Here is a 25,926-nt window from a genome sequence, read left to right on the forward strand (position 1 = left end):
TTTCCGCTCTCCAAGGTGATACGTTGCTTTCGCTCGTAATTGTTCATCCAGCAGTACGAAATCGGCATCTTTCCCGACCGTAAGACTTTTTTTATCGCGCGACTGGTTCACACCAGTCTGTGTGTGTTATTCCCGCTCTCCAAGATGATACGTTGCTTTCACTTGCAATTGTTCATCCAGCAGTACAAAATCGGCATCTTTCCTGGCCGTAAGACTTTTTTTATCGCGCGACTGGTTCACACCAGTCTGTGCGCGTTATTCCCGCTCTCCAAGGTGATACGTTGTTTTCACTTGCAATTGTTCATCCAGCAGTACAAAATCGGCATCTTTCCCGGCCGTGAGACTTCCTTTTTGTTCGAGGCCAAACTCGCGCGCCTGGTTCACGGAAGTCATCTGTACCGCTTCTGCAATCGAACAGCCGGTAAATTTCATAATGTTGCGGAATGCATCGTCCATCTTTAAGATGCTGCCGGCAAGCGCACCATTTTCAAGCCGGGCTTCCCCATTTTTCACCAGCACTTTCTGGCCGCCGAGCTCCGACTCCCCGTCCGGCAGCCCTTTCGCCCGCATCGCATCAGTAATGACGGAGATTTTTTCCGGCCCTTTTATTTCATACGTGAACTTCACCATATCCGGATGCACATGGATACCGTCAACAATCAGTTCAACTTGTACATAAGGCGACAGCAACGCATGCCCCGCAACGCCAGGCTCGCGGTGGTGCAGGCCGCGCATGCCATTATAAAGATGGGTCGCGTGTGTTGCCTTGCTTTGTAAAAGTTCAGCACGGACGGCATCTGAATGGCCCATGGAAGGCACGATGCCGCGTTCAATCATCACATTTTCAAATGCCCGTGCACCTTCATTTTCAGGGGCATAGGTGACAAGCTTAATGAGATTGCCAGAAGCTTCAACCCACTTTAAAAACAGTTCCGTGTCCGGCGCCTTGATATATTCAAGCGGCTGGGCCCCCGCTCTTTTTTTCGAAACAAACGGCCCTTCGAGATGAATGCCTTCGATCGTTGTGCCCCCTTTTTCTTTTGCCACTTTAACGGCGCGCAAGGCGGCTTCGATTTTTCCGTAATCCTGGGTCATCGTTGTCGCGAAAAAGGAAGTCACCCCTTCCTGCCGCAACTTTTGGCTTAATGTAACGAGCGCCTCCGGATCGGCATCCATCGCATCAATGCCATAGCCGCCATGGATATGGACATCAATCATGCCCGGGATAGTTGTCATCCCTTTCCCGTCGATCACTTCTTCCCCTGCTTTCGGCCGGTAATCTGCCATTTTGCCGGTTTCAATGATTTTATCTGTAAACCGGATAAATCCGTCTGCAATATGTTCATTCCCTGTATAAAGATTGCTGTGGATCAGCACTTTTTCCGTCAACGGAAAACACCTCTTTTTTAAAATTTATATAGTTGTCTATACCAATTATCATTCATGATGTGTCAGATGTCAATCTTTATTATGGGGAAATGATTTCTTTTTATGCAGGTTCTTTCCTGATTGTCTGTAAATCTATTTTTCCGCGGCAAGTTGATATATACTAGAAAAAGTGCAGAACGAACAAATCATGGAGGACTTTTTATGAAACAAACCAATGTCAAGGCGGTCACAATCGCCCTGTTTGTGGCCACCTTTTTAACAGCCATTGAGGGGACGATTGTCAGCACCGCGATGCCGCGGATTGTGAGCGACCTGAAAGGGATCGGCGTGATGAACTGGGTATTTGCCATTTACCTACTCACTTCAGCGGTAACGGTTCCAATTTTTGGGAAGCTTGCGGATTTGTACGGTCGCAAAAAAATTTTCACGGCCGGCACCGTTGTTTTCCTTGCCGGTTCGACATTGTGCGGGCTCGCCGGTTCGATGGGCCAGCTGATTGTGTTCCGTGCCATTCAGGGAATCGGGGCCGGGGCGATCATGCCGGTTACGAATACCATCGTTGCCGATATTTATCCGCATGAAAAACGGGCGAAAATGCTCGGGTTTATGGGCGCGGCATGGGGCATTGCCGGTGTCATCGGGCCTCTTTTCGGCGGTTTCTTTGTCGACCAGCTCACCTGGCACTGGATCTTTTTTATCAATCTGCCGTTTGGCCTGATTTCCGTTTTGATGGTCATCCTGTTTTTACATGAGCAGGTGGAAAAAACGGAAAATGCGATTGATGTATGGGGGGCTGCCACCTTTTCCGCCGGGATGCTCGCGTTGCTTTACGCCCTGCAAAAAGGCGGGGATACAAGCGACTGGGGAAACCCGGTGATTTTGGGATTGTTAGCTGGCAGTGTTATTCTCCTTGGTTTATTCATTTTGATTGAGTACCGGCATCCGGATCCATTAATGCCGCTTTCGTTGTTCCACGTCCGGGCCATTTCGGTTTCAAATCTGGTTTGTTTTTTGGGTAGTGCCGTTCTGATGGGGATTAACGTGTATATTCCGATGTGGATCCAAGGGCTTGAAGGGCATGGCGCAACGCTTTCCGGCCTTATGCTGGCACCGAGTCCCGTCCTGTGGATGCTCGGCTCTTTTGCCGGCGGAAGGCTTCAGTTGAAATACGGGGACCGTTTGGCGTTTTTAACGGGGATGGCCTTCATCTTGGGAAGCACTGCCTGGCTCAGCTTGTTTTCATTGGGAACGCAGGAATGGAGTTTTTACGTTTTCTCCGCCATTTCCGGGTTCGGGTTCGGGATTGTGATGACGATCTCGCTCGTTTCGGTTCAGTCGGCGGTGGACTGGTCTTTGCGCGGGGCGGCGACGGCATCGAATACATTTTTCCGGAATCTCGGGCAGTCGGCCGGTTCCGCTGTATTCGGTACGTATTTCAATGCAAAAGTTGCCGAGGAACTTGCGAAAGACAATCCGGGCGGGTTTACGACGAATTCGCTGAACAGGCTGATCAATCCGGAAAGTGCAGGCCGGTTTTCGGAAGCGGCGCGCGATTGGCTGCGGCATGTGCTTTTTTCAGGCATTCATTCGATCTTCATCCTGCTTGCCATAATTTCACTTGTTTGTTTTATTCTCTCTTTCGCGGTTCCGAAAGCGGAAAGCGAAAAGGGGCTGTCCTGATACGCGGGGCTGCCTCTTTTTTTGGGATGCTTCTGATAGCAGTTGGGGGCTTTTTGCCGTTTACGCATTGTCCTTTAGCAAGCTTCAAAGGAACAAAAGCCAGCTGAATCGAACGGTAACTTTCTTTTGAAATCCCCAAGCACCAAAAAAGCCGCCCCTGTTTGTGGGACAGCTCTTTGTTTACCATTGGTATGGTGTTTCTTGGTATACATAATAGTTCAGCCAATTGGAAAAAAGTAAGTAGCTGTGCGAGCGCCATGTATGGAGCGGCCTCTCATTGGCATCGTTATTCGGAAAATAATTTTTCGGGAGGGCGGTACCAAGGCCCCTTTGCTGATCGCGCACATATTCATCAGCAAGGGTTGTAGCGTCATATTCCAAATGGCCGGTGATCATAATATTTTTCCCGTTTTCGTCCATCACAATGAATGGCGCACCCTCTTCCGATATGGAAACGAGCTGCAGTTCCGAATGGTTTTCAATGGCTCCGCGTGCAACATCCGTATAGCGGGAATGGGGCGCGTTAAAAACCTCATCAAATCCGCGGACCAGCTTGACCATCGGCAAAAACAAGCGGTGTTTGAAAATGCCGAAACACTTTTCCGGCAGTTCGTACTTCTCAATGCCGTAATGGTAGTACAAGGCAGCCTGCGCGCCCCAGCAAATATGTAGTGTCGACGTGACATTGGTTTTGGTCCAATCCATGATTTGCTTCAGCTCGTCCCAATAATCCACCGCTTCGAAATCCATTTTTTCAACCGGGGCACCGGTAATAATCATCCCGTCAAAACGGCGGCTTTTCACCTCGTCAAAAACCGTGTAAAAATGTTCTAAATGGTAGCTGCTGACGTTTTTGGATTGGTAAGTCGACGTCCGGAGAAAAGTGATGTTGACCTGCAACGGCGTATTGCCAAGAAGGCGCAGCAGCTGCAACTCCGTCTTTTCTTTTTCCGGCATTAAATTTAAGATTAATATATTCAGCGGACGGATATCCTGCGTTCTCGCCCTGTCCTCATCCATCACAAAAATTTTCTCTTGTCTCAGCAGCTCTCCGGCAGGTAAATCTTTCGGTATATTGATTGGCATTTTCAACGTCTCCCCCATACTCAGTTGTCATGTATTTTTCATTATATCGGTTTTCTGCCGTTTGCTGCAATATTCTTGATAGACAGACAGTTTACGGATGGGATATGATCAGCGTCAGATGACCTTCCAGTTCAAAATGGCCAAATCCGGACGGCAGCAGAAAATGCATCCCTTTTTCAAGCGGATAAGTTTTTCCGTCGGCTTTCATGGCCCCTTCCCCGTCAAGCACGCTGGCCAGTTCGAACGGTTTGTTTTGGGTAAACGATGCGGTTCCTTTTACATCCCATTTATATACAGAGAAAAAGGCTTCCTTTGCAAACGTTGTGATGGTAACACCCGGTTTTTCTTCCGTACGGGGGCGGACTGCGGCATCCCGGTGCGGTATCGTTGTAACATCAATGGCTTTTTGCAAATGCAGTTCACGTTTGTTGCCGGCAGCATCCGTCCGGTCGTAGTCATAAACGCGGTACGTTGTATCACTGCTTTGCTGCGTTTCGAGCACAAGCGTCCCTTCACAAAGAGCATGAATCGTCCCGCTCGGCACATAGAAAAAGTCCCCCGGGTGAATCGGCACTTTGCGCAGCAGGCTGTCCCATTTTCCTTCTTCAACCAGGCGGACGAATTCTTCTTTCGTTTTGGCATGATGCCCGTAAACGAGCTGTGCGTCTTCCTTGCAATCAATGATGTACCAGCATTCCGTTTTGCCAAGTTCTCCGTTTTCGTGTTCATTGGCGTATGCATCATCCGGGTGAACCTGAACCGATAAATCTGCATTTGCATCGAGAATTTTCGTCAGGAGCGGGAATCCTTTTCCAGACATTCCGCCGAACAAGTCACGTCTTTCTTCCCACAGTTCCATCAAGGTTTTGCCGGCAAATTCACCGTTTTTTACAGTCGACGGGCCGTTCGGATGGCCGGAAATAGCCCAGCACTCCCCTGTATGGTCAGACGGGATGCGGTAACCAAACCGGTCCCTCAGCGCGGTTCCTCCCCAAATTCTTTCTTTAAAAACCGGTTCAAGAAATAAAGGCTCGCTCATTCAAATCTTCCTCCTTGAAAGGCAATCCTTTGCTCAAATATGAACAAAGCATTTTCAGTCCTTTTCATTATAGCATACCGCTCCTGCACCCGCGCCGGTTATCCCGTGTTTTTGCACCGGCCATTTGCTTTCCGCACGCAAAATTTTTTTGCCCGTTTGGGGACGTTTTTCATTTCTTGCCTGCCATTTTTTTGCTGTCCGGATGCCGCTTTTTTGTTTGCCAAATTTTAGTGTTTATACGGGGGCGTTTTCTATTTCTTTATCTGCCAATCTGTTTTTTTGCACCGGCCGTTTGTCTGCAAATTTTTTCATCCGCAGTAACAGGTCAGCTTTCATACAATTCGATTGGAAGACCGTCGGGATCCTGGAAAAAGGTGAATTTTTTATCTGTAAGCGGGTCAATGCGGATGTCTTCTACTTGAATGCCCATTTCTTCAAGCCGCTTTTTATCCGCTTCTACATCGTCCGTTTCAAATGCAAGATGCCGCAAGCCCGCAGCTTCCGGAAATGTCGGGCGCGCGGGCGGATCCGGAAAGGAAAACAGCTCGATCTGATATACGCCGCCGACCGAAAGATCCAGTTTGTAGGAATCCCGCTCTTTCCGGTATACTTCCCGCACCGGCTCCAATCCGAGGCAATCGACATAAAAATGCTTTGATTTTGCATAATCGGAACAAATGATGGCAATATGGTGAATGCGTTTCAACCTTGGAGCTGCCATTACTTTCCCTCCTTCCGATAAGTCCAGCCTTCTTCTTGATAGACGGTGCCGTTTTTCATCAGACGGCCGAGCGCACGTTTAAACGCCGCTTTGCTGATGCCAAACCGCTCCTGAATCTCTTCCGGCATGCTTTTATCCCAATATGGCATTTTTCCGCCGCGCGAATCCATATAGGCAAGGATATTTTCCGCATCTTTATCCAATGCTTCATAAGCGCGCCCCAAAAGCGAGATATTCAATGTCCCGTCTTCTTTTACATCAATGACGCGGCCTTCCACTTTCTGCCCGAGGCGCGGTTCGTTTTTGCGCTGTGATTCATGGATGAAGCCAATATAGCCCTCATCGGTTATGATTGAAGAACCCGCTTTTGCCAGTCGGAACACATGCCCGGTGACATCTTTGTTCCACATTTCCCGGCCGGCTTGTTTCGCTAAATCCCTGACTATGTTTTCTCCGGCTAATTTTGCGAATAAGCGCCCATGTTTGTCAAGATCAAGGGTAATGTATAAATGATCGCCTTTTTCCGGCCAGAGCGAGCGGATCGGGGGCAGGTCATCAACAGAAAGAAGCATGTCTTTGTGAATTCCGATCGAAACGAAAACGCCAAGTTTTTCTTTGGTGCCGGCAACTTCCGCCCAGCCGTATGTCCCCAATCGGATGTCCGGAATCACATTTGTCGCGGCCAGCCTCCCCTGATGGTCCTGATATAGAAAGACCGTTTGCACCGCTTCCGGATCAAAGGGTTCCACAATATCCCGGTGATGCAGGAGCACGTCTTCTGTCCCGTTAGATAAAAAATAACCGAACGGCGCTTCCCGCACCACCGTAAGTTCGGCAACGGTTCCTGGTGTTAAATCCATTGCAGCAGTTTCCTCCTCCGTAAATCGTTTGCTTCATAATAGGTAATTATAACATTGATCGGCGTAAAACATGATTTTATTTTGAACAAGGAGTGGAAATACTATGCCTGACAAACGTGAGGTGACGCATCGGGACAATGAGGCGGAAACGGTTGTCAATGATGCGCATGGGAGCAACCAGGTTGGCTTGTTCAGTGAACATAAGCCTTATAAACCGTTTGCTGTGACAGCGCTTGAAACGGATAAGGATATGAAAAGATTCGCGAAATTTACAGATGGCAAACAGGAGTGATCCAAGTGAGTAAATCAAAGCGCGAAGAAGAACGACAGTGGAAAGTCCGGAAAGAATCGCAAAACCCGCACGGCAAAGTGAAATCTCTGGAAGAAATCGCGGATGAGATATTCGCCGAATGGAAAGAAAAAAAGTGAGATAAAGGGGTGCTTTCATGGCACCCCTTTTGTATGCTGGAGACCGCGCGCAATCGGGTTTTACAAAAAATGGCTTAACGATTCCCGCAGATAGTAAAAAACCCGTTGAAAACAGGGGTTTCAACAGGCCCGAAAAATGGCAACAAAAAATAACTGTTTTTTTAACTTCCGATAACTGGCAGCACGCGTACTTCTTTTTTCATATCGGAGTGGCAGAGCGGGCAGTGCGGCTTTTCTTCAAAAGTAAAGTTTTCACGCATAAAACCGTTGCAATCATCGTTTGTGCAGGCCCATACGGTCGTTTCCACCTCAGGCACCGGCTCCTTCTGGTTATTAAAATATGCCATCATAAAAGACTCCCTTCTTATGTTTAGTATAACACACTTTAACACAAAAAAGGGGACCGGCCCTGCTGCGTTAACGTATGCAGGCAAGTGTGCAAACCGTCCCGGCGCATTCGTGCATGCTTCTATTATATGCATGCGGCCCCGGCTTTATGCGGGCCTCCGCTTTGCACGAGGCAAGTGCTGCAGCCTGGAACCGGGCTGGAGCCGGGATCCACACTGCTCGATACATTTGCAAAACCTGCCTTAATCGCTACTCTACTTTTCGCAAAGCCCGCCCATTTTCTTTCGTGCCCCCGCTATTATTGAAACCGGGACCTGCACTGCTTCGACGCCTTTGCATCATCTGCCCTAAAATTTACTCCGCTTTCCGTAAAGTTCGCGGCCATACCATTTCAAAACCAAGATCGCAACAGACAGCCTCAAAATCATTTTTACCCGCTTTCCCACTCACTCATCCGCTTTTGCGGCAAACAAGTTTTGTGGCAATAAAAATTTTCTTTGCAACGGTTCTGCCTTCCAAACGTTCCAGCAGCGTATCGACTGCTGTCTCGCCCATCAATTCCGTATACACTTTCACAGTAGAAAGCGGCGGGAAAACATATTTGGACAGCGAGATGTCATTGACGCCGATAAGGCTCACGCGGCCGGGCACCGGGATGTTGTTTTCCGCAAGCGCCTTAAGGCACCCGATCGCAATCGCATCATTGGCGGCAAAAAAAGCGGTCGGAAGTGCGTCCCCGTGTTCGTGGATCGCCTCGTTCATCAACTGGTATCCGTCTTCAGTCGAAAACGCACCGATATATACCCATTTTTCATTCCAGCGGCCTGCTGTCTGCATCCAGCGCCTGAACGCCGTTTCGCGCGGATCCTCAATCGTGGCGGACGCATCTTTATAATTTTCCCTGCCGCCGATAAAGCCGATTTGTGTATGGCCTTTTTCCGTAAAATAGGCGAGCACTTTTTCTGTCGCTTTTTCAAAATCGGCCACAACAGCATCAAAGCGGTTGTCGTCAGGCGAGCAGTCGACAAATACGATATTCGGGGTAACAGAGAGAAGCTTCTCCACTTGCGCCAGGCTGAATTTCCCGACAGCAATAATGCCCTGGATTTGCTCTTTCCCCATCTCTTCCAAATGCGTCAAATCGTATTTCGTCAGCCGGATATTTTTCATGCTGCAGCGTGCTTCAATGCCCATTCTGATCGATAAATAATACAAATCATTCAGCTCTTCTTGTTCCGTATACCAGTACACTAGCGCAATTTTAATTTTTTCCGGTTTCCGGGCTGTTTTTTTCTTGTAGGAAAGCGCTTCAGCCGCTTCAAAGATTCTTTTTTTCGTATCGTCACTAACGGAAAGTGACGGGTCGTTATTCAGCACGCGTGAAACCGTTGAAATGGAAACACCCGCCTTCTCTGCAATATCTTTAATCGTTGCCATGCTTACACCTCAATCTTTTTCAACCAAAAATCCATTTTGTATGGGCACGGTATGTTTCACCCGGCTCTAGAATCACAGACGGGTATTCAGGGTGATGGATCGCATCCGGCACACCCTGCGTCTCAAGGCAGACCGCCAAATAATCTGAAGGCTTGCGGCCGCGGATTTCATATTCGTCATTGCCCATTGTATTGCAAGTATAAACGACGACGCAAGGCTGGTCGGTTTCCACCGTCAGCACGCGCCCGCTCTCTTCGTCTTTTAAGCGGATCGTTTTTTCCGTTTCCGGCAATAAAAACGCGTGGTCATAGCCGTTTCCGACAAGGACGTTTTGCGGATGATCTGATACCGTGCCGTCTTCGATTTTTCGCCCGTTCCGAAAATCGAACGCGGTGCCGGTGACATCGAAAGTTTTCCCTGTCGGCAGCGTTTCCTGGCCAAGTTCAAGCACACGGTTACTCGGGATTTGCAATTTGTGCCCGCGTACATCGCGTTTCATATCGCCGCTTAAATTGAAGTATGCATGATTGGTCATGTTGACGATCGTTTTTTTATCCGTATGTGCCTGATAAGACAGCTTCAGTTCTTGTTCATTTGTTAAAAGATAGGTCACGGTGGCATCGAGATTTCCGGGATAGCCTTCTTCGCCGTCCGGGCTTATATGCGTAAATTTCACACCAACTGCGCCGTCTTGTTCAATGGGTGTGCTGTCCCAGATGACGGCGTTAAACCCTTTGAAGCCGCCATGGAGATGGTTGCGGTTTTCATTGGCAGAAAGCTTGTATGTTTTGCCGTCCAGTTCAAAAGAAGCTCCGGCGATCCTGCCGGCAATACGGCCGATGATAGCGCCGAAATACGGAACACCATGGAGGTAGCCGTCAAGGTTGTCATACCCGAGCACGATATTTTCCGGTTTGCCGTTTTTGTCCGGCACGATGATCTTATTGATGATGCAGCCGTATTCAAGCACCGTTACAGATACGCCACAGTCATTTTTCAATTCATAAGCATGGACCGGACGCCCTTCCAATTCCCCAAACAATGCCTTTTTGATTTCCATTTTGATCAGCCCTTTTCCGTTAAAGATTGCGGGCCATATAAAACGGCCCGGTGTACCCGTCTGAGCTAAAAGTTACGGAATGTGATCTGCAGCCCCCTATATGCGTCAAAAGCGTATGCTAAAAATGTTGGAACGCGTTGCCGGCTCCTGTTCCCCGCGGCCGCGCCAAACGCTTCCGGAATCCGCAGCCGGCCTGAAAGCCACGTAAAAAACCGGCCTGCTGTTTGGTGTGCGCGGTACATTCCGGAAGGCGTTTAGCAGCCCGCACCCTTTCACCGTGAACATGCGCAAAAAAAGGTTGGAACGGACCGCCTACAACTTACGCAAAAAATTCCGGAATGCCTGTTTTCCTCTTTCGTCCCGTTTAAAGACGCCGGCGTGCTGCAAAACTTGCAAGAAGACTTTGCCCACTTCGTTGCGGACGATGCCTTCCACGTTTTCCGCTGCCACCGTGCCTTCGTATTTTTTCTTTAAACCGTTTGCCCAGTCAAGATGGTAGGCGGCAATGGCGTTCGGCTGCCCGAGCAAATATTTATCCACTTCGGCCAGCTCATTTTTCAGCCGCGCCGGCAGAACCGCAAGCCCCATCACTTCAATCAGCCCGATGTTTTCTTTTTTAATATGATGGACCTCAGCGTGCGGGTGGAAAATGCCAAGCGGATGGGCTTCGCTTGTCCGGTTGTTGCGGAGCACAAGATCGAGTTCAAACCGGCCCACGCGTTTTCTTGCGATCGGTGTAATTGTGTTATGCGGCGTTCCGTTTGTTTCTGCGAGAATGTCGGCGGAAGGGTCGCTGTACTGTTTCCAGATTTGCAAAATATGATCCGCGGCCTCTGTAAGCCTTGCTGCCTCTGCACTCCGCAGCCGGATGACCGACATCGGCCATTTGATAACGGCGGCTTCCACATCCGGAAATGCCTTCATTTCAAACTGCCAGTCGTCAGCCGCTTTTGCCATCGCAAATTCATAACGCCCGCCCTGATAATGGTCGTGCGACAAAATCGAACCGCCGACAATCGGCAGATCGGCATTTGAACCAAGGAAATAATGCGGGAACCTCCCGACAAATTCAAGCAATCTTTGAAAAGCCGCTTTGTCGATTTTCATATCACGGTGCGTTTCCGACAGCACGATGCAATGTTCGTTGTAATATACATACGGTGAATATTGCAAATACCACGGCTCGCCGCCGAGGGTAAGGCGGATAAGCCGGTGGTTCGACCGTGCCGGATGCCCCGTTCTGCCGGCATATCCCTCGTTTTCCATACAAAGCAGGCATTTCGGGTAATGCCCTTTTTTGGCGTTTTTTTCCCTGGCAATGGACTTCGGGTCTTTTTCCGGTTTTGAAAGATTGATGGTAATGTCAAGATCGCCGTATTCCGTTGGCGTCTTGTATACAATGTTTTTCGCAATCTGCTTCGTTTGGATATAATTGCTGTGTTTGCTTAATGCGTAAAAATAATCGGTCGCTTCAGCCGGGCTTTCCGCATATTTTTCCCGGAAAATATAGTTTACCGTTGACGGGCGCGGCGTAAACACATTCATGATGTGGCTTGCAAAAATGTCTTTCTCATCCAATACATCCTGAATGATGCCTTTTTCGCACGCGTAACGGACAAGGATGCGGAGGAGATCAGGAATATCCTGATCCGCCCCGCCTTCTTCCGGTTCATGAAATTCATCCAGATGCAAAAGTGACAGCACCTGGTTTCTCGCATACACCCGGTCTTCTTCCCCGATTAACCCGGCACGGACAGCCTTGTTTACAAGCTGCTCGACCGTTTCAAAAATGGCCAATGATTTCACCTTCTGTCGTCGTAACCGTTTGGATGGCTTTCATGCCAGTTCCATGCATCTTTGATAATCTGGCGGATATCCGTTTTTTTCGGATTCCAGCCGAGCACACGCTTTGCCTTGTCGGATGAAGCGATCAGCGTGCTCGGATCCCCAGCGCGGCGGTCGCCGATTTTGACGTTAAAGCCCTTGCCGGTCACTTCCCGCACGGTATCCACAATTTCTTTGACAGAAAATCCGTTGCTTGATCCGAGGTTGAACACATCGCTTGCGCCGCCGTTCTGTAAATATTGAAGCGCAAGAATATGGGCATCAATCAAGTCCTCCACATGGATGTAATCGCGGACGCATGTCCCATCTTTTGTATCATAGTCTTCGCCGAAAATGGTGATCGCCTCACGTTTTCCAAGCACCGTTTCCAATACAACCGGGATGAGATGCGTTTCCGGATGGTGGTCTTCGCCGATTTCGCCGGTTGATCTTGCGCCGGCTACGTTAAAATAGCGAAGTGCAACGTATTTAATGCCGTACGCTTTTTCACACCATTTCATCATTTTTTCCATCGTCAGTTTTGTCTCGCCGTAAGTGTTGGTCGGAACGGTCGGCATTGTCTCTGTAATCGGCACGTGTTCCGGTTCCCCGTATGTTGCAGCGGTCGAAGAAAACACAATATGCGGCACATGGAATTCTTTCATCATTTCAAGCACAATTTGCGTGCCATATACGTTGTTGTCGAAATATTTCAGCGGCTGTTCCATCGATTCGCCGACAAGCGAGTTGGCTGCAAAATGAATGATCGCGTCAATTTTTTCTTTCCCGAAAACTTCCTGCATAAAGGCACGGTCGCGAATATCACCTTCGTAAAATTTTGCCTTTGGATGGATTGCGGCGCGGTGGCCGGTTTGCAGATTGTCAATCACCACCACGTCATATTTTTGGTCGATCAGTTGATATACGGCATGCGAGCCGATATAACCGGCTCCACCTAAAACTAAAATGCTCATACAAGTTCCTCCATTGTCATTTCTTTTGCTCCATCACCGATGCTTGCGGTGTAGAAGTCCGCCCGGTAGCCGATTTCTTTTTCATAGACGTCCCCGACATTTTTGATGAACGCATCGACTTTGTCATTTTCAACAATTGCGATTGCGCACCCGCCGAATCCCGCGCCCGTCATTCTCGCCCCGAGCACGCCCTCCTGCTTCCAGGCGGTTTCGGCCAGCGTATCGAGTTCTTTGCCGGTCACTTCATAATCATCCCGCAGCGAACGGTGGGAGGCATTGATCAGTTCTCCGAAAGCGGGCAGGTCGCCACGTTTTAATGCGTCAAGTGCTTTTAGCGTGCGCGCATTTTCGTAAACCGCATGTTTTGCCCGTTTCCTCACAATCTCATTGTCTATGATTTCCTTGTTTTTTTCAAATGCTTCTTCTGTCAAATCGCCGAGCGTTTCGATATCGAGTTTCTTTTGCAGCTGTTTCAGTGCCGATTCACATTCCGCACGTCGTTCATTATATTTAGAGTCCGCAAGTTCACGGCGTTTATTCGTGTTCATAATCAAAATTTTATGGTGATCCAGCTTGATCGGGGCATATTCGTACGCAAGCGTGGCACAGTCGAGCAAAATGCCCGCGTCTTTTTTGCCCATCCCGACTGCGAACTGATCCATGATCCCGCTGTTTACGCCGATAAATTGGTTTTCCGTTTTTTGCCCGAGCTTGACAAGATCGAGCCGTTCCACTTTCAGGTTGAACAATTTTTCAAGCATCACGCCGGTTAATAGTTCAATGGAGGCGGAAGAAGACAGGCCGGCCCCATTCGGAATATTGCCGTACACGAGGCAGTCAAAACCCTGTTCTATTTCATGCCCCGCTTCCTTCAAATACTTCAGCATGCCTTTCGGGTAATTGGCCCAGTCATGTGCTTTGTTGTATGCCAGATCGTCAAGCGTAAATTCGATGACGCCTTTTTCTTTAAAATTCAAAGATACAAAGCGAATGTTGCGGTCATCGCGTTTTTTGGCCAAAGCATATGTCCCCATGGTAATCGCGCACGGAAACACATGGCCGCCGTTATAGTCGGTATGCTCCCCGATCAGATTAATCCGGCCCGGCGCAAAAAACGCGCGCTCCGCCGCCGTCCCGAAATACTCCTTAAAAGCCTGAGACAAATTTGGGTTGCTCATGTTCGTTCCCCCTAAGTGTAATAGAATAGAATAAAAAGATTGCAAACGTTTTCTTCAATTCCATCTTACACGCAGAAGTAAAAAAAGGCAACATTTTTACTAAAATTTTTACTGGTAATATTCCATTTCTAAATAGGGCTTGCTGAACGAATCCGATTCTGAGTTTGTACCAAATTTGTCTGCAAGCTCTGTCGCAAAATATATGTGAGAATGCGTGATTTTGTCTTCTAAATACGTTGAATCGGCTTTCGAGTGCAAGCTTTTCCCTGGATTTGTTGTAAAATCCTTGCATTTAAATTGTTGCCAAAGCTGTCAGCACTCTTGCCAAATCTAGGAATTTTGCTTATTCAGCAAGCCTTAAATAATACAGCCTCAGTACAATCATTTACCATTCCAATGCGATCCACTGCTGTAATAACTGATTTAAGATTTTTTCTCTTCTTTTTTTAAATCATCTTTTAAATACTCCATATCTTTTATGTACCTTTGGATTGTTTCTTCTATTGCATCTTTTATTACTCGGGGATATCCCTTTTCATCTTCTCGTTTTTGTTCCTTCTTTAGCTCATCTATATCTTTAGTAAGCAAAGATATAGCCTTCTTCTTCTCATCTTTACTCATGAATTCATAGATTTTTCTCATAAAAAATACCTCGGCAATAAATTATTTCTAAATTTTTATTTTTTTATTATAATACGTTTTGATAAGGAGGAGGCTTTTGTTATACGCAGCTTTCAGATGTCGAGCAGGAAACAAACGGCCTGCTGTCTTACACCCGCAAGCCGAAAACCGCCCCGGAAAATATCAGGAAAATCCTTGAAAAATGGCAGGATGAAATTGTACGGGCTTATCCGGCACATCATCGAACGTAAGCAAACCATGGAGCGGCAACAGTGCATTTATCAGCAGTTGCCGCTTTTTTAGCAGTAGCGACAAAGCGGACCGAAAAAAGCGGCGGCGCTTTGCTGCTTTGCGCCCCCCCTTTTTCCCGGCTGCTTAGACCATCGGGTGCTTTTTGATTTTACACGCGTGCGCCGAGCTGCATAAGGACGGTATCATCCATCGGCGGATTGTGTAATCCCGCATGCACATCACGGTAATAGCGCTGCAGCGGGCTTTTTTGAAAAAGGCTGCGGGCGCCGACTATCCTCATGGCCAGATCCACAATTCTGTTTTCCCGCTGTTTAGACCATCGGATGCTTTTTGATTTTACACACGCGCGCCGAGCTGCATAAGGACGGCATCATCCATCGGCGGGTTGTGGAGCCCGGCGCGGACATCGCGGTAATAGCGCTGCAGCGGACTTTTTTCGGACAGGCTTCTGGCACCTACGATTCGCATCGCTAAATCAACTGCTTCTATCGCATGATTCGTAACCGCCATTTTCGCTGCCCCAAGTTCCGGGCCCATCTCTTTTCTTTGTTCTGCTCCGGCTTCATCCCACATTTTCGCAACCGAATACAGAAAATGCCGCGCCTGCATCAATTTCAGCTCGATTTCACCGAATTTCTGGCGGATAGCCGGCAGTTCCGCAATCGGATGGTTCAGGCTGTTCGGCGTATACGATTTAGCAAAGCGAGCCGCTTCCCGTTTTGCTGCCTCGGCAATGCCTAAATAACAGGCAGGGATATGGAGCAGATAACCGGCCGGCTCCTTCTTTTTCGTCTGGATCTCCGCCAGGTTCGCAAGCGGGACTTTGACGTTTTCCAGCACAACATCATGGCTGCCGGTTGCCCTTAAAGCAATGCTGTCCCATGTTTCGACGATGGAGAGGCCAGCCGTATCCCGCGGAACGACAAAACTGCCAACCGCTTCTTTTTCCGGAATCGTTGCGGTAATGATAAAAAAGTCGAGCACCGGAGACATGGTGGCAAAAGTTTTTCTCCCGTTTAACACCCATTCGCCGTTCTTTTCCGTTGCCGTTGTTTCCGGCATGCCACCGCGCGTCGGGCTGCCCGTTTGCGCTTCTGTTGCGCAAGTGTTGATGAGGGCGGCCTCCCCTGCTGCCGCACGGCAAATGCGTTCAAACAATTGCCCGTTCCATGTTCTTGTTTCGGACAAATGCATTAAAATCCCCATATGCCATCCAATGGAAAGGGCAGTCGACCCGTCCGCAACCGCGATGGCCTCTTGCAGGCGGACAAGCTCATACAGCGAAATGCCGCCCCCACCGTAGTTTTGTGGCACAGTCAGCTTTGTATAGCCTGTTTCTTTTAAATCTTGAATATTTTCAAAAGCAAACCGTCCTTCCAAGTCATTGGCAGCCGCCCTTTCGGAAAACGGGCCGGCAAGCGTTTGAATTAGGTCCAGTTTTTCCTCCAACGTTGAGGCTTTTAAAAAATCCATATCCTTTCCTCCCCCGGAAACATCTTTTCTCTTATTTTACCGGAAACATGCCGGAAAAACATTACAACACTTTTTTTAAATTTCCTCTTGCAATCCGGATTTTATTATAATATAATTTACATTGTCCTGATTGATTCCATGCTGGTGTAGCACAGTTGGTAGTGCACTTCACTCGTAATGAAGGGGTCGGAGGTTCGAGTCCTCTCACCAGCATCTTTCTTTTTTTCATATGGAGAAGTACCCAAGCGGCTGAAGGGGACGCACTCGAAATGCGTTAGGGCGGGTGACCGTCGCGTGGGTTCAAATCCCACCTTCTCCGCCATACATAGTGCATATAAAAATTCCGGAGAACTCCGGAATTTTTTTGCGTTTATGAACCACATGGCAATTCATGCTCCCAATCCCCGTAAACCGGATTCGGGAATACGATAAATTTGCGGCCAAATGCATGGCGGAAACGGTCTGCTTCCAGGCTGCGCGCCTTGTTTCCTTTTCCGTCAAATGTCTTAAAAAAGTCACCCAGATTATCACCGAACAAGGCAATGATGTCGTGGTCCTTTTCAACAACTTGCCGGCGCGTTTCTTTGCTGCTTGTTCCTGTTTGCAACAGCACATGGGAACGGACGGCCTGCGGGATCCCTTCTTTTTTCAAGTTGCGAAGGGTGGCATCCATATATTTTTCGTCCCGGTTTGAAATGTAATAAATATCGATTCCTTTTTTATCGGCATATTTTAAAAAGGAAAGTGCCCCCGGGAGCGGTTTTGCTTTTGCTTTTTTCACCCATGTCCCCCAGCCGCTGCCAAACGAAATGCCTTTTTCTGCCATATAAGATAAGTAGGGTCCGTTATCCAGCACCGTTTCATCGAGATCCAGCACGATGGCCCGCTTCTTTTTTACTTTAGTTTTCAGGCTCTCCTTAATACGCTGTTTTCCGATATTGTATCCTTGATAATAGAGCGCTCTTGCTTCCCCGGATGTCCGGTACCAGGCAACCCCCATTTTGGTCTGTTCCGCTTTTTGCTTTGCCGTGCAGCCCGTAACCGGAACCGTCTTCATGACGGCAGCTTCCCGGTTTTGTTTGCCGCCTTCAGCAGAGCACCCCGCATTTCCAAGCACCAGCGCAAAGACAATTAGCAACCCTGCAAAATAGTTCATGCTTGCCCCTTCTTTCTAAAATGCTTTTACGATTAGTATAAGGGAACCCCGGAAATTGATACATGCTAAAATGGCATCTTTCACGGGGGTTGTTAGGCACTTCGAAGCGGTCTATTCTGATTTACGACGGGATTTTCATTCTTCCGCTGGCATGTATTTTTTGTGATATGGGCGTTTACGTACATTGTTTGTCGGAATTTCGCCCGCTTCCTTAACGTAGACCCGTTCTACGTTAAGAAACACGGCGTTTTTTCCGCGCTTCCTTCACTTAGACCCGTTCTACGTTAAGGAACAACGGAATTTTCGCCCGCTTCCTTCACATAGGCGCGTCCTACGTTAAGAAACAATAATTTTTTCCCGCGCTTCCTTCACTTAGACCCGTTCTACGTTAAGAAACACCAGTTTTTGCGCCCGCTCCTTCACCTATACTCGTTTTATGCTCACTTTTCAAAAAAATAGTTGGCCTGTTTGCTCACTTACCATCTCTTTACCGTACTTTAGCTAAAAGGTTACCTGCTTCCTCCGCCTCGATCTAAAACCGTGCCAGCAAAAAAAGCAGCCCTTTCCCAATTTGGATAAGCGGCTGCTTTTTTCATTATCGCTTGGATGATTCTTTCTCCAGCTCCAAGTTTTCTTTCTTTTTGTCCGAAAATATTTTTTCCAAGGCTTCCGGCAAGGCGATCATGCCTGGCAGAAAGAATGGCAATAGGATGAAGCAAAGCACGACAAGGCCGGTAATGACGGCGATCGCCAATTCAGCCAGCAGCAGCATTCCTGAAGGCATCAGCGTGGCAAATGTGCCGCCTAAAATAACGACCGCGGAAATAATGACACCGCCTGTATGTCTCGAAGCGAGTATAATCGCTTCCCTCGGGTCAAGCTGCGGGTATTCCTTATAGCGCATCATCAGGAAAATGCTGTAATCTACACCAAGCGAGACGATGATGATAAAGGAAAAGAACGGCACAAACGAAGAAATGCCTTCATAGCCCAGCATGCCAAGAAAAATAGAGTTGATGACAAACATGGCTGTATAATAGGCACCGACAAGGGATGCCGTAATGAAAACCGGCGGCCAGAAAGACCGTATAACCAACAGAAGCACAAGCAGCACGCTGATGGTCACGATCACGGTTGATTTGGCAAGGTCCCTTGACAGAATATGGTTCATGTCGTTGGTCGTTGCACTCGTTCCGGCTGTCCCGCTGTCGGCTTTTGAAAACACAGTTCCTTTCAGCCCGGTGACAACCGTTTTATTGATCTTATCAATGGTATCCAATGATTGATTTGAATAAGGATCGTTGCTCAACACGACAGTCAGTTTCGTCACTTTTCTGTCATCCGACATATACGTGTCCATTGCTTTTTTAAAATCTTTGTCGGCGAGCGCTTCTTTCGGAATATGGAATGTTTTTTCCGTTTTCAGCTGTGCCAGATAGTCATTTGTTTTGCCAAGGCCGTCTGAAATTTGCTTTAATCCGCGGTTAACATCCGACAACTTATCGCCGAACTGTTTAAAACCGCTAAGGCCGGAAGCGAGTTGCTGCTGGCCCGATTTCATCTGGCCCAGCCCTTTTGTCACATCGTTCATATTGGTTACTATTTTGCCGATGCCATCAGACGCCTGGCCAAGCCCGCTTTCGGTTTTCTTGAGCCCGTCTGCCATTTGCGAAAGCCCGCCAGCCATCTTGGATAGATTGTCGTTCGCTGTCTTGAACCCGGCTGTCGTCTTGTCGTAATTGCTGTTCAGCGTGTTGATCCCTTCCGGCGTGATTTGCTTGAGGGATGATGAGAGCTGGTTTGTCATTTGCTTCAGCGCCAAATAGTTCCGGTCGCTCTGCACACTTGGCGTACTTTGCCCGAGCGCCGTCACGAGCGTCTGCATTTGCGCAATCGCACTTTTTACACCGAGCAGTGCTTGTGCAGCCTGCTGATAATTTTTGCCCATTTCAGCATAGCCGGCCTGCATTTTCCCATAATTTGCTGACAATGTGCTGACCCCGCTGCTCATTTGGGAAAGATTTTTTTCAATGGTAGCGATGCCGTTTGCCAGTGTTTCCGGCTGGCCGGACCCATTGCCAATGCCGTTTTGAATTTTTTCGAGCCCGGTGGTGAGAGCGGCCATTCCATTTTCAAGTTTGGCGGTTCCATCTACCATGTCGTTCACTTTCGAAAAATCGGCGGATCCGAGTTTCTCCTGGGCTGTCTTTAATCCAGCATTGATTTGGTCAACCCCGTCCTGCGTTTGCGACAAGCCGTCCGTTACCGTAATCATCTGCTTGTCGATGTAAAAGTCCTCCATTTTCTTTCCTTCAGGCCGCGTAACCGAAGAAACTTTCCCGACACCGTCTATTTTTTTCAGCCTTTGTGTAATATTGTCAATGACAGCCATGGATGCGTTGTTATCCATTGCTTTTCCGTTCTCAATCACAACCTCCGCAGGCATGGACTGCCCTTTCCCGAAATGTTCAGCAACAAGGTTGATCGCTTTGGAAGAAGGATATTTATTGCCAAGTTCTCCAACCGTATCAAAATTCAGCTTCTCCTGGTGAAAAATCAATGCCGGGGCAATGATCAAAAGAATGAGTGTGACTGTAATAATCGGATGTTTTACGGCGATGAAAGAAGCTTTTCCCCAGTACCGGTTCGGCTTATGCCCGCTTGCATTTTTCGACGGCCAGAAAAGCTTTGTACCAAGGACTTTCATGATGAAAGGGGTTAGGGTTAAAATTTCAAGCAAAAGGATCGTTACCCCGATCACCACAACGACACCTGACCGATATATCGGCGATTCGGAAAATATAAGCGCCAGAAATGCGATAAAAACAGTCACAATACTATAGGCGATCGTTTTTCCTGCCGTCCGGTATGTGCGGACAATCGCTTCATCAATCGGGTGCCCGTGGGACAACTCTTCCCTGAACCGGTTAAAAAGCAGGATATTATAATCGGTTCCGATTCCAAATAAAATCAGCACAAGCAGCATCTGCGTCAAGCTTGTCACCGGAAATCCGGCTTTGTCGATAAGCTGGGCGGCAATCCCCATTGAACACAAATAGGAAAAAGCGACAGCCGCCAACGAGACGAGCGGGGTCACAACGGAGCGGAACACAATCACCAGCACAACGAGAATAAAAATGACCGTTAATGCTGCGCTCCGCTCCACACCGGCTTGGGAGGCCTTCAAATAGTCATTGTTAATAAAATCTTCCCCGCTCAAATAATAATCGACAGGCGAATGTTTCAGCCTGGCATCAAACTGTTTTTGGATGTCATCGATTTCTTTCCCTTTTTTATCCAGCTTGAAGCTGACCATAAGCGTGGTGCCGTCTTTTGATAAAAGGGAACTTTTCGCTTCCGGCGTATGGATCGGGTCAATCACATTGGAAATGCCGAGTTCGGATTTGCTTTCTCTAATTTTGTCTAAACAATCACCGATTTTTTCCATTTCGGCCTTTGAAATTTTATTTTTATCGTAAAAAACAATCAAATTGTTCGTGCCTTTGCCGGCATCGATCTTTTTTAACATTTTGTCTGCTACAACGGAAGGGCTTTTGCTCGAGGTTCCCTGCTGCCCCCGTTCCCGCAGGATAGCATTAACATCCGGCTGGATCGCTGTCAGCACAATCGTGGCAATGAGCCATACGGAAAAAATGATCCAACGGCCTTTCAGAATTTTTCTCACTTGTCGTTCTCCTTTTTCCTAGATTTGAAGCTTTCATTTTCGTCACGAAAAAAGAACACATCAAAAGATTCATATTTATGAAGGCCATCCCGCTCGATTTTTTTCTTCACAGCATTTACGAGCAGTTTGATGCCTTGTTCCACGATGTCCTGTTCATTCGGCTGCAACAGGTTCAATGCATCTACAAATGACTGGTTGATGATTCTTGATATGTTTTCACTCAGTTCGCCTTCCAGTTCCGATGACGGGGAGATCTCCACCGACCGTTTATCCGATGCGCTCGGGGTTTTCACAAGCAGCCCTTTTAACGTCAGCCGCTCCACGATATCCGAAACGGTGCTCTGCGTCATTTTCAAATTCCGGGACAGCAATTTGATACTAACCCTTTTGCCCGTTAACACCTCCGCCAGCACCCTGACCTGGGGAACAGTTAAACCAAACTCCTCCGCTTCTCTTTGCAAACTTTTGATGATATAACGCTGCAAAAAATCAATTGAATCCCGAATAAATTCGGCTCTTTCACTCATATGCTCCCCTCCCCCGCATATTTATCATTGAATCGCCTAATATACATCGTATCCGATATATCGTACACGATGTATATTAGGCGAAAACAGGATCATTGTCAATAAAATATCTGCTATATAAAATGAAGGAAAAATTCCGATGAGCGCCAAACCATTCATTGTATGATTAGCTTACAGCAGGCAATATTTCGTTATACTTCAGGACGATTATTTTTGCAGGCAACAGAATAGCCTGTTTCCGTTCACTTTATATAGTAAAAACCGGGACGAGCACCAGCCTGTGTTTCCATGATTGGACCCGCAACGTTTTTCCCCGCAGATTCGCGACCGGTGAGACCGGATTTAAAACTTTCCCCAGCCTGTTTTGTGTTTTCAGGTACGGTTGTCCTTATTTTTTTCCGGTAAGCTGTGGCGAAGAGACCGGTGCACTTTATTAAGAAATGTTTCCAGTGACACGGTGTCATTTTTTCATTGACATCTTAACACGGTGTCATATATAATCTTCTTATTGTTTCTTTTATGACACGGTGTCATTTTCAGGACAGTTGCCCGTGCCGTAATTTTTCAAGATAGGAGAATATGCTGCCATGCCGAAGCCAACTTTTTTCCGGTTGCCGAAAGAAAAACAGGACACTTTGATTCAAGCTGCAAAAAAAGAATTTTCAAGAGCACCGCTGCACGAATCCTCTATCGCAAATATTGTAAAGGAGGCTTGCATTCCAAGAGGCAGCTTTTACCAATACTTTGAAGACAAGGAGGATTTGTTTTATTATTTGCTGCGTTTGCTCTCGCGAAAAAGCAAAGAACAGTTTATTTCCACTCTCCAAAAAAAGGGCGGAGATTTATTTGCGGCTTTTACCGAGGTCTTTCAATTTGCCATTCAAGACATTCGAAACCAGGAAAATGCCAATTTTTTCAAAAATGCTTTTTCCAATATGAATTATAAAACCGAAAATACTTTGGCAGAAAATTTTTTTGAAGAGGATCTGAAAAAGCAGGATTTGGCTTTGCTCCGGTCCGTTAACACAAAAAAACTGAACATCAATGACGAACGGGAACTGCAGGATATGATCACGATTTTGGAAGCCGTCACCTTTCATAATCTTGTGCAAGCATTTGCCGGGGAATTAACGGCCGAAGAAGCACTCGATCATTATCTTGCCCAAATGGAACTGCTTAAAAAAGGATTGTACAGGGAACCTTCTCCGGCAATTTCAAGCGGGAAATAAAAACAACTTACAAAAGGGGAAAAAGATAATATGAATCCAGCAATACAACATAAAAAGCCGCCCTATCTCATGATCGGGGTTCTTTTTATCGGCGCTTTCGTTTCATTTCTCAATAACTCGCTGCTCAATGTAGCACTGCCTTCCATCATGGCAGATTTACACATCAAAGATTATTCCACCATTCAGTGGCTCGCAACTGGTTATATGCTAGTCAGCGGCGTGCTGGTTCCTGCATCCGCCTTCCTGCTGACCCGCTTTACAAACCGGCAGTTGTTTATTACGGCCATGTTAATCTTCACGTTAGGGACTGCTCTGGCAGCATTTGCCCCGAACTTCGGGCTGCTGCTGACAGGAAGGATGATCCAGGCTGCAGGATCTTCTGTCATGGGGCCATTGCTCATGAATATTATGCTGGTTAGTTTCCCGATTGAAAAACGTGGAACAGCCATGGGGGTCTTTGGCCTTGTCATGATTACAGCCCCGGCAATCGGCCCGACGTTATCCGGCTACATTGTCGAATACTTTGACTGGCGCTTTCTGTTTGAAATGATTTTGCCATTAGCCGTTATCAGTCTTGTTTTGGGGATCTGGAAAGCGGAAAACGTCATGGAGCAAAATAAAAAAGCAACGCTTGATTATCTCTCGGTCGTCTTATCTTCCATCGGGTTTGGTGGTTTGCTTTACGGATTCAGTTCTGCAAGTTCGGACGGCTGGACAGATCCGGTGGTTTTAACGGCACTGATTGCCGGCAGTGTGGCTTTAATCGCCTTCGTTATTCGGCAGTTTATGATGGATGAACCATTATTGGATTTGCGCGTGTATAAATATCCGATGTTTGCCCTTGCCTCTGTCATTGCCATTGTAAATGCGGCAGCCATGTTTTCCGGCATGATTTTAACACCTGCCTATGTGCAAAACGTACGGGGCATCTCTCCGCTTGACTCCGGCTTAATGATGCTGCCGGGCGCAATTGTCATGGGGATTATGTCGCCGATCACCGGAAAGCTGTTTGATCAGTTCGGTCCCCGCGTGCTGGCTGTCACGGGGCTTTCCATCACAGCTGTTTCCACCTATATGCTGGCGAATTTACAAATTGACTCGAGCTACACGTATATTATTCTGGTTTACACGCTCCGGATGTTCGGGATGTCGATGGTGATGATGCCGATTATGACGAACGGCTTGAATCAATTGCCTTCCCGGCTGAACCCGCACGGAACGGCGGTTAATAATACAGCACAGCAAGTTTCCGGGTCAATCGGAACAGCCGTTTTTGTCACGATCATGAATGCTGTCACAAAATCGAAAGCGGAAGACCTGATGTCCGGGATCAATCCGCTTCACTTTACAGCAGCTGATAAAGCCGCCTTAGGACAAAAAGCGTTGCTGGCCGGCATCCAATATTCCTTCTACGTCGCGCTCGCGATTAATATTGTCGTATTGATCATGTCCCTTTTTGTGAAACGGGCAGATACATTTAAACCAGGCGCCAAAAAGGAAAACAGAAAGAAAACCATGCAAACAAAACCGGCTTCAGATTAACAGCTGGAAAATGGGCACCGCCTTTTTAAAAGAGGCGGTGCTTTTTGCTGTGCTTAAGATTTTATACTTGAATCCTCACTATCCAGTGGCAGCACATTTGTTTTTTTAGGATGCAAAAGGAAATACGAGCCGACCACGAGAACGGCAATAAGCAAAGTCAGCAGTACTTGCGGACGCAATGAGTCGATAAAGATCATCGCGACTAAAACCGCAACAATGCCCAAAATGGTGACATAAGTTAAATACGGATACAGCCACATTTTCACCTTCAAGGCATCCGGGTTCGTTTTTTCCACCGTCCGACGCATGCGCAAATGGGAAAAGGCAATGACAAGGTAAACCAATAAAGCGATCCCGCCTGAACTGTTTACTAAAAACAAGAATACTTTATCGGGGGAAATATAATTAAAAACAACCCCGACATAAGCGAAAACCGTGCCGCACAAAACGGCATAAACCGGTACCCCGTTTTTATTTAACTTCAGAAAAATTTTCGGGGCATCGCCGGCTTTTGCCATCCCGTACAGCATCCGTGAATTTGTATATAAACCAGAATTCAAACAGGAAAGTACGGCGGTCAGCACAATGAAATTCATAATCTGAGCCGCTGCCGGAATGCCAACATGTTCAAGAACGGCGACGAACGGGCTCTTTAAAATATTCGCCGAGTTCCACGGAAGCAAGGTGGCTACAATCGCAATCGAACCGACATAAAAGATCAGAATTCGCCAAATGACACTGTTAGTAGCTGTTCTGACTGCCCTTTCCGGTTCGGAGGATTCCCCCGCCGCCACTGCCACAATTTCGGTCCCCATAAAAGAAAAGATGACAACCGTAATGCCCAATAAGACGCTACCAAAGCCATTCGGCATAAAACCGCCATTCCCTGTTAAGTTGGAAAGTCCTGGGGATTGGACGCCCGGAACGATGCCGAAAATAACGGAGAGGCCGAGCAGCAGGAATAAAACAATGGTGGCCACTTTAATGATTGAAAACCAATATTCGAATTCACCGTACGATTTAACGGAATATACATTTGTGAGCGTTAATAAAACGGTTAATATTAAACTTAAAAGCCACGATGGCATTTCCGGGAACCAGTATTGAATATTCGCTGCCCCCGCAGTTGCTTCAATCGCAATGACAATGACCCAAAAGAACCAGTACAGCCAGCCAATCGTGTATCCTGCCCAAGGGCCAATGGCTTCACGCGCATAGGTGGAAAACGAACCGCTTGTCGGGTTCACCGATGCCATTTCCCCCAGCATTCTCATAACAAAAATGACAAGTAAACCTGCCAAAGCATACGAAATGACTGCACCCGGGCCGGCCGAATGGATGACGGCGCCGCTTCCCATGAACAAGCCGGCGCCAATGACTCCTCCGATCGAAATCATCGTAATATGGCGAATTTTC

At 47.6% G+C, this 25,926-nt stretch carries 23 protein-coding genes and 2 tRNA genes; 7 read left to right on the forward strand and 18 right to left on the reverse strand.

The window, feature by feature from the left end; genetic code table 11:
- Nucleotides 1-255 precede the first annotated feature (255 nt).
- A complete protein-coding gene (nagA, locus tag BCOA_RS19890; protein WP_014095905.1) occupies nt 256-1,389 on the reverse strand; it encodes an N-acetylglucosamine-6-phosphate deacetylase in 1,134 nt (377 codons plus the stop codon).
- Nucleotides 1,390-1,590: 201 nt separating this feature from the next.
- On the opposite strand from nagA, the gene BCOA_RS19895 reads away from it, so the two are divergent.
- Complete coding sequence (locus tag BCOA_RS19895; RefSeq protein WP_014095906.1) at nt 1,591-3,069, forward strand: MDR family MFS transporter; 1,479 nt, start codon at nt 1,591-1,593, stop codon at nt 3,067-3,069.
- Between the two features lie 180 nt (nt 3,070-3,249).
- Here BCOA_RS19895 and metA read toward each other — a convergent pair whose 3' ends face one another.
- From metA to BCOA_RS19920, 4 genes are all read right to left on the reverse strand, one after another.
- A complete protein-coding gene (gene metA, locus BCOA_RS19900; protein WP_014095907.1) occupies nt 3,250-4,155 on the reverse strand; it encodes a homoserine O-acetyltransferase MetA in 906 nt (301 codons plus the stop codon).
- Nucleotides 4,156-4,246: 91 nt separating this feature from the next.
- Nucleotides 4,247-5,194 carry a mannose-6-phosphate isomerase, class I gene (manA, locus tag BCOA_RS19905; protein WP_014095908.1) on the reverse strand — a complete coding sequence of 316 codons (948 nt, stop codon included), beginning with the start codon at nt 5,192-5,194 and terminating at the stop codon, nt 4,247-4,249.
- 325 nt (nt 5,195-5,519) lie between these two features.
- Complete coding sequence (gloA2, locus tag BCOA_RS19915; protein ID WP_014095909.1) at nt 5,520-5,915, reverse strand: SMU1112c/YaeR family gloxylase I-like metalloprotein; 396 nt, start codon at nt 5,913-5,915, stop codon at nt 5,520-5,522.
- On the reverse strand, nt 5,915-6,775 hold the full coding sequence (locus BCOA_RS19920; protein WP_014095910.1) for a CvfB family protein: 861 nt from the start codon (nt 6,773-6,775) through the stop codon (nt 5,915-5,917). Before BCOA_RS19920 ends, gloA2 begins: the two co-directional genes overlap by 1 nt.
- Before the next feature lie 103 nt (nt 6,776-6,878).
- Here BCOA_RS19920 and BCOA_RS19925 point away from each other — a divergent pair, with 103 nt between their 5' ends.
- Nucleotides 6,879-7,067 (forward strand): hypothetical protein, encoded by a 189-nt coding sequence (locus tag BCOA_RS19925; protein WP_014095911.1) that lies wholly within the window; start codon nt 6,879-6,881, stop codon nt 7,065-7,067.
- A 5-nt stretch (nt 7,068-7,072) separates the two neighbouring features.
- Nucleotides 7,073-7,204: a DUF6254 family protein gene (locus tag BCOA_RS35435; RefSeq protein WP_014095912.1), complete on the forward strand. Its 132-nt coding sequence runs from the start codon at nt 7,073-7,075 to the stop codon at nt 7,202-7,204.
- Between the two features lie 161 nt (nt 7,205-7,365).
- On the opposite strand, the gene BCOA_RS19930 is transcribed toward BCOA_RS35435, so the two are convergent.
- From BCOA_RS19930 to BCOA_RS19980, 9 genes are all read right to left on the reverse strand, one after another.
- Nucleotides 7,366-7,554: a cold-shock protein gene (locus BCOA_RS19930; RefSeq protein ID WP_014095913.1), complete on the reverse strand. Its 189-nt coding sequence runs from the start codon at nt 7,552-7,554 to the stop codon at nt 7,366-7,368.
- Nucleotides 7,555-8,002: 448 nt separating this feature from the next.
- Nucleotides 8,003-8,989 carry a LacI family DNA-binding transcriptional regulator gene (locus tag BCOA_RS19935; RefSeq protein ID WP_014095914.1) on the reverse strand — a complete coding sequence of 329 codons (987 nt, stop codon included), beginning with the start codon at nt 8,987-8,989 and terminating at the stop codon, nt 8,003-8,005.
- A gap of 19 nt (nt 8,990-9,008) precedes the next feature.
- Entirely contained in the window at nt 9,009-10,049 is a 1,041-nt protein-coding gene (locus BCOA_RS19940; protein WP_014095915.1) for an aldose epimerase family protein, read from the reverse strand.
- 312 nt (nt 10,050-10,361) lie between these two features.
- Nucleotides 10,362-11,846, reverse strand: coding sequence for a UDP-glucose--hexose-1-phosphate uridylyltransferase (galT, locus tag BCOA_RS19950; protein ID WP_014095916.1), 1,485 nt, complete (start codon nt 11,844-11,846; stop codon nt 10,362-10,364).
- Between the two features lie 5 nt (nt 11,847-11,851).
- A complete protein-coding gene (gene galE / locus BCOA_RS19955) occupies nt 11,852-12,847 on the reverse strand; it encodes a UDP-glucose 4-epimerase GalE (RefSeq protein WP_014095917.1) in 996 nt (331 codons plus the stop codon).
- The gene (locus BCOA_RS19960; RefSeq protein ID WP_014095918.1) at nt 12,844-14,025 is read right to left on the reverse strand and encodes a galactokinase; all 1,182 of its coding nucleotides are present in this window, start codon (nt 14,023-14,025) and stop codon (nt 12,844-12,846) included. The genes galE and BCOA_RS19960 overlap by 4 nt, the downstream gene beginning before the upstream one ends.
- Nucleotides 14,026-14,448: 423 nt before the next feature.
- Nucleotides 14,449-14,667: a hypothetical protein gene (locus BCOA_RS19965; RefSeq protein ID WP_014095919.1), complete on the reverse strand. Its 219-nt coding sequence runs from the start codon at nt 14,665-14,667 to the stop codon at nt 14,449-14,451.
- Between the two features lie 379 nt (nt 14,668-15,046).
- On the reverse strand, nt 15,047-15,190 hold the full coding sequence (locus BCOA_RS19975) for an acyl-CoA dehydrogenase (RefSeq protein ID WP_017551605.1): 144 nt from the start codon (nt 15,188-15,190) through the stop codon (nt 15,047-15,049).
- A 44-nt stretch (nt 15,191-15,234) separates the two neighbouring features.
- Nucleotides 15,235-16,371: an acyl-CoA dehydrogenase family protein gene (locus tag BCOA_RS19980; protein ID WP_014095921.1), complete on the reverse strand. Its 1,137-nt coding sequence runs from the start codon at nt 16,369-16,371 to the stop codon at nt 15,235-15,237.
- Between the two features lie 140 nt (nt 16,372-16,511).
- Between BCOA_RS19980 and BCOA_RS19985 the strand changes: the two genes are divergently transcribed.
- Together BCOA_RS19985 and BCOA_RS19990 are read left to right on the forward strand one after the other, a co-directional pair.
- A tRNA-Thr gene (locus tag BCOA_RS19985) sits at nt 16,512-16,584 on the forward strand.
- Nucleotides 16,585-16,602: 18 nt separating this feature from the next.
- Nucleotides 16,603-16,693: transfer RNA gene (locus tag BCOA_RS19990), tRNA-Ser, on the forward strand.
- A gap of 48 nt (nt 16,694-16,741) precedes the next feature.
- Here BCOA_RS19990 and BCOA_RS19995 read toward each other — a convergent pair.
- The 3 genes from BCOA_RS19995 to BCOA_RS20005 all read right to left on the reverse strand — a co-directional run bounded on the left by BCOA_RS19995 (nt 16,742) and on the right by BCOA_RS20005 (nt 21,739).
- Nucleotides 16,742-17,527 carry a 5'-nucleotidase, lipoprotein e(P4) family gene (locus BCOA_RS19995; protein ID WP_014095922.1) on the reverse strand — a complete coding sequence of 262 codons (786 nt, stop codon included), beginning with the start codon at nt 17,525-17,527 and terminating at the stop codon, nt 16,742-16,744.
- 595 nt (nt 17,528-18,122) lie between these two features.
- Nucleotides 18,123-21,212: an MMPL family transporter gene (locus BCOA_RS20000; RefSeq protein ID WP_014095923.1), complete on the reverse strand. Its 3,090-nt coding sequence runs from the start codon at nt 21,210-21,212 to the stop codon at nt 18,123-18,125.
- Entirely contained in the window at nt 21,209-21,739 is a 531-nt protein-coding gene (locus BCOA_RS20005; protein WP_014095924.1) for a MarR family winged helix-turn-helix transcriptional regulator, read from the reverse strand. Before BCOA_RS20005 ends, BCOA_RS20000 begins: the two co-directional genes overlap by 4 nt.
- 587 nt (nt 21,740-22,326) lie before the next feature.
- On the opposite strand from BCOA_RS20005, the gene BCOA_RS20015 reads away from it, so the two are divergent.
- Both BCOA_RS20015 and BCOA_RS20020 read left to right on the forward strand, forming a co-directional pair.
- The gene (locus BCOA_RS20015) at nt 22,327-22,968 is read left to right on the forward strand and encodes a TetR/AcrR family transcriptional regulator (RefSeq protein ID WP_014095925.1); all 642 of its coding nucleotides are present in this window, start codon (nt 22,327-22,329) and stop codon (nt 22,966-22,968) included.
- 30 nt (nt 22,969-22,998) lie between these two features.
- Complete coding sequence (locus tag BCOA_RS20020; RefSeq protein ID WP_014095926.1) at nt 22,999-24,510, forward strand: DHA2 family efflux MFS transporter permease subunit; 1,512 nt, start codon at nt 22,999-23,001, stop codon at nt 24,508-24,510.
- A 53-nt stretch (nt 24,511-24,563) separates the two neighbouring features.
- Here the strand turns inward: BCOA_RS20020 and BCOA_RS20025 are convergent, their stop codons facing one another.
- Nucleotides 24,564-25,907, reverse strand: coding sequence for an amino acid permease (locus tag BCOA_RS20025; RefSeq protein WP_044051927.1), 1,344 nt, complete (start codon nt 25,905-25,907; stop codon nt 24,564-24,566).
- Nucleotides 25,908-25,926: the final 19 nt, after the last annotated feature.

Source organism: Heyndrickxia coagulans 36D1, from assembly GCF_000169195.2.
Classification (GTDB): Bacteria; Bacillota; Bacilli; order Bacillales; family Bacillaceae_C; genus Weizmannia; species Weizmannia faecalis.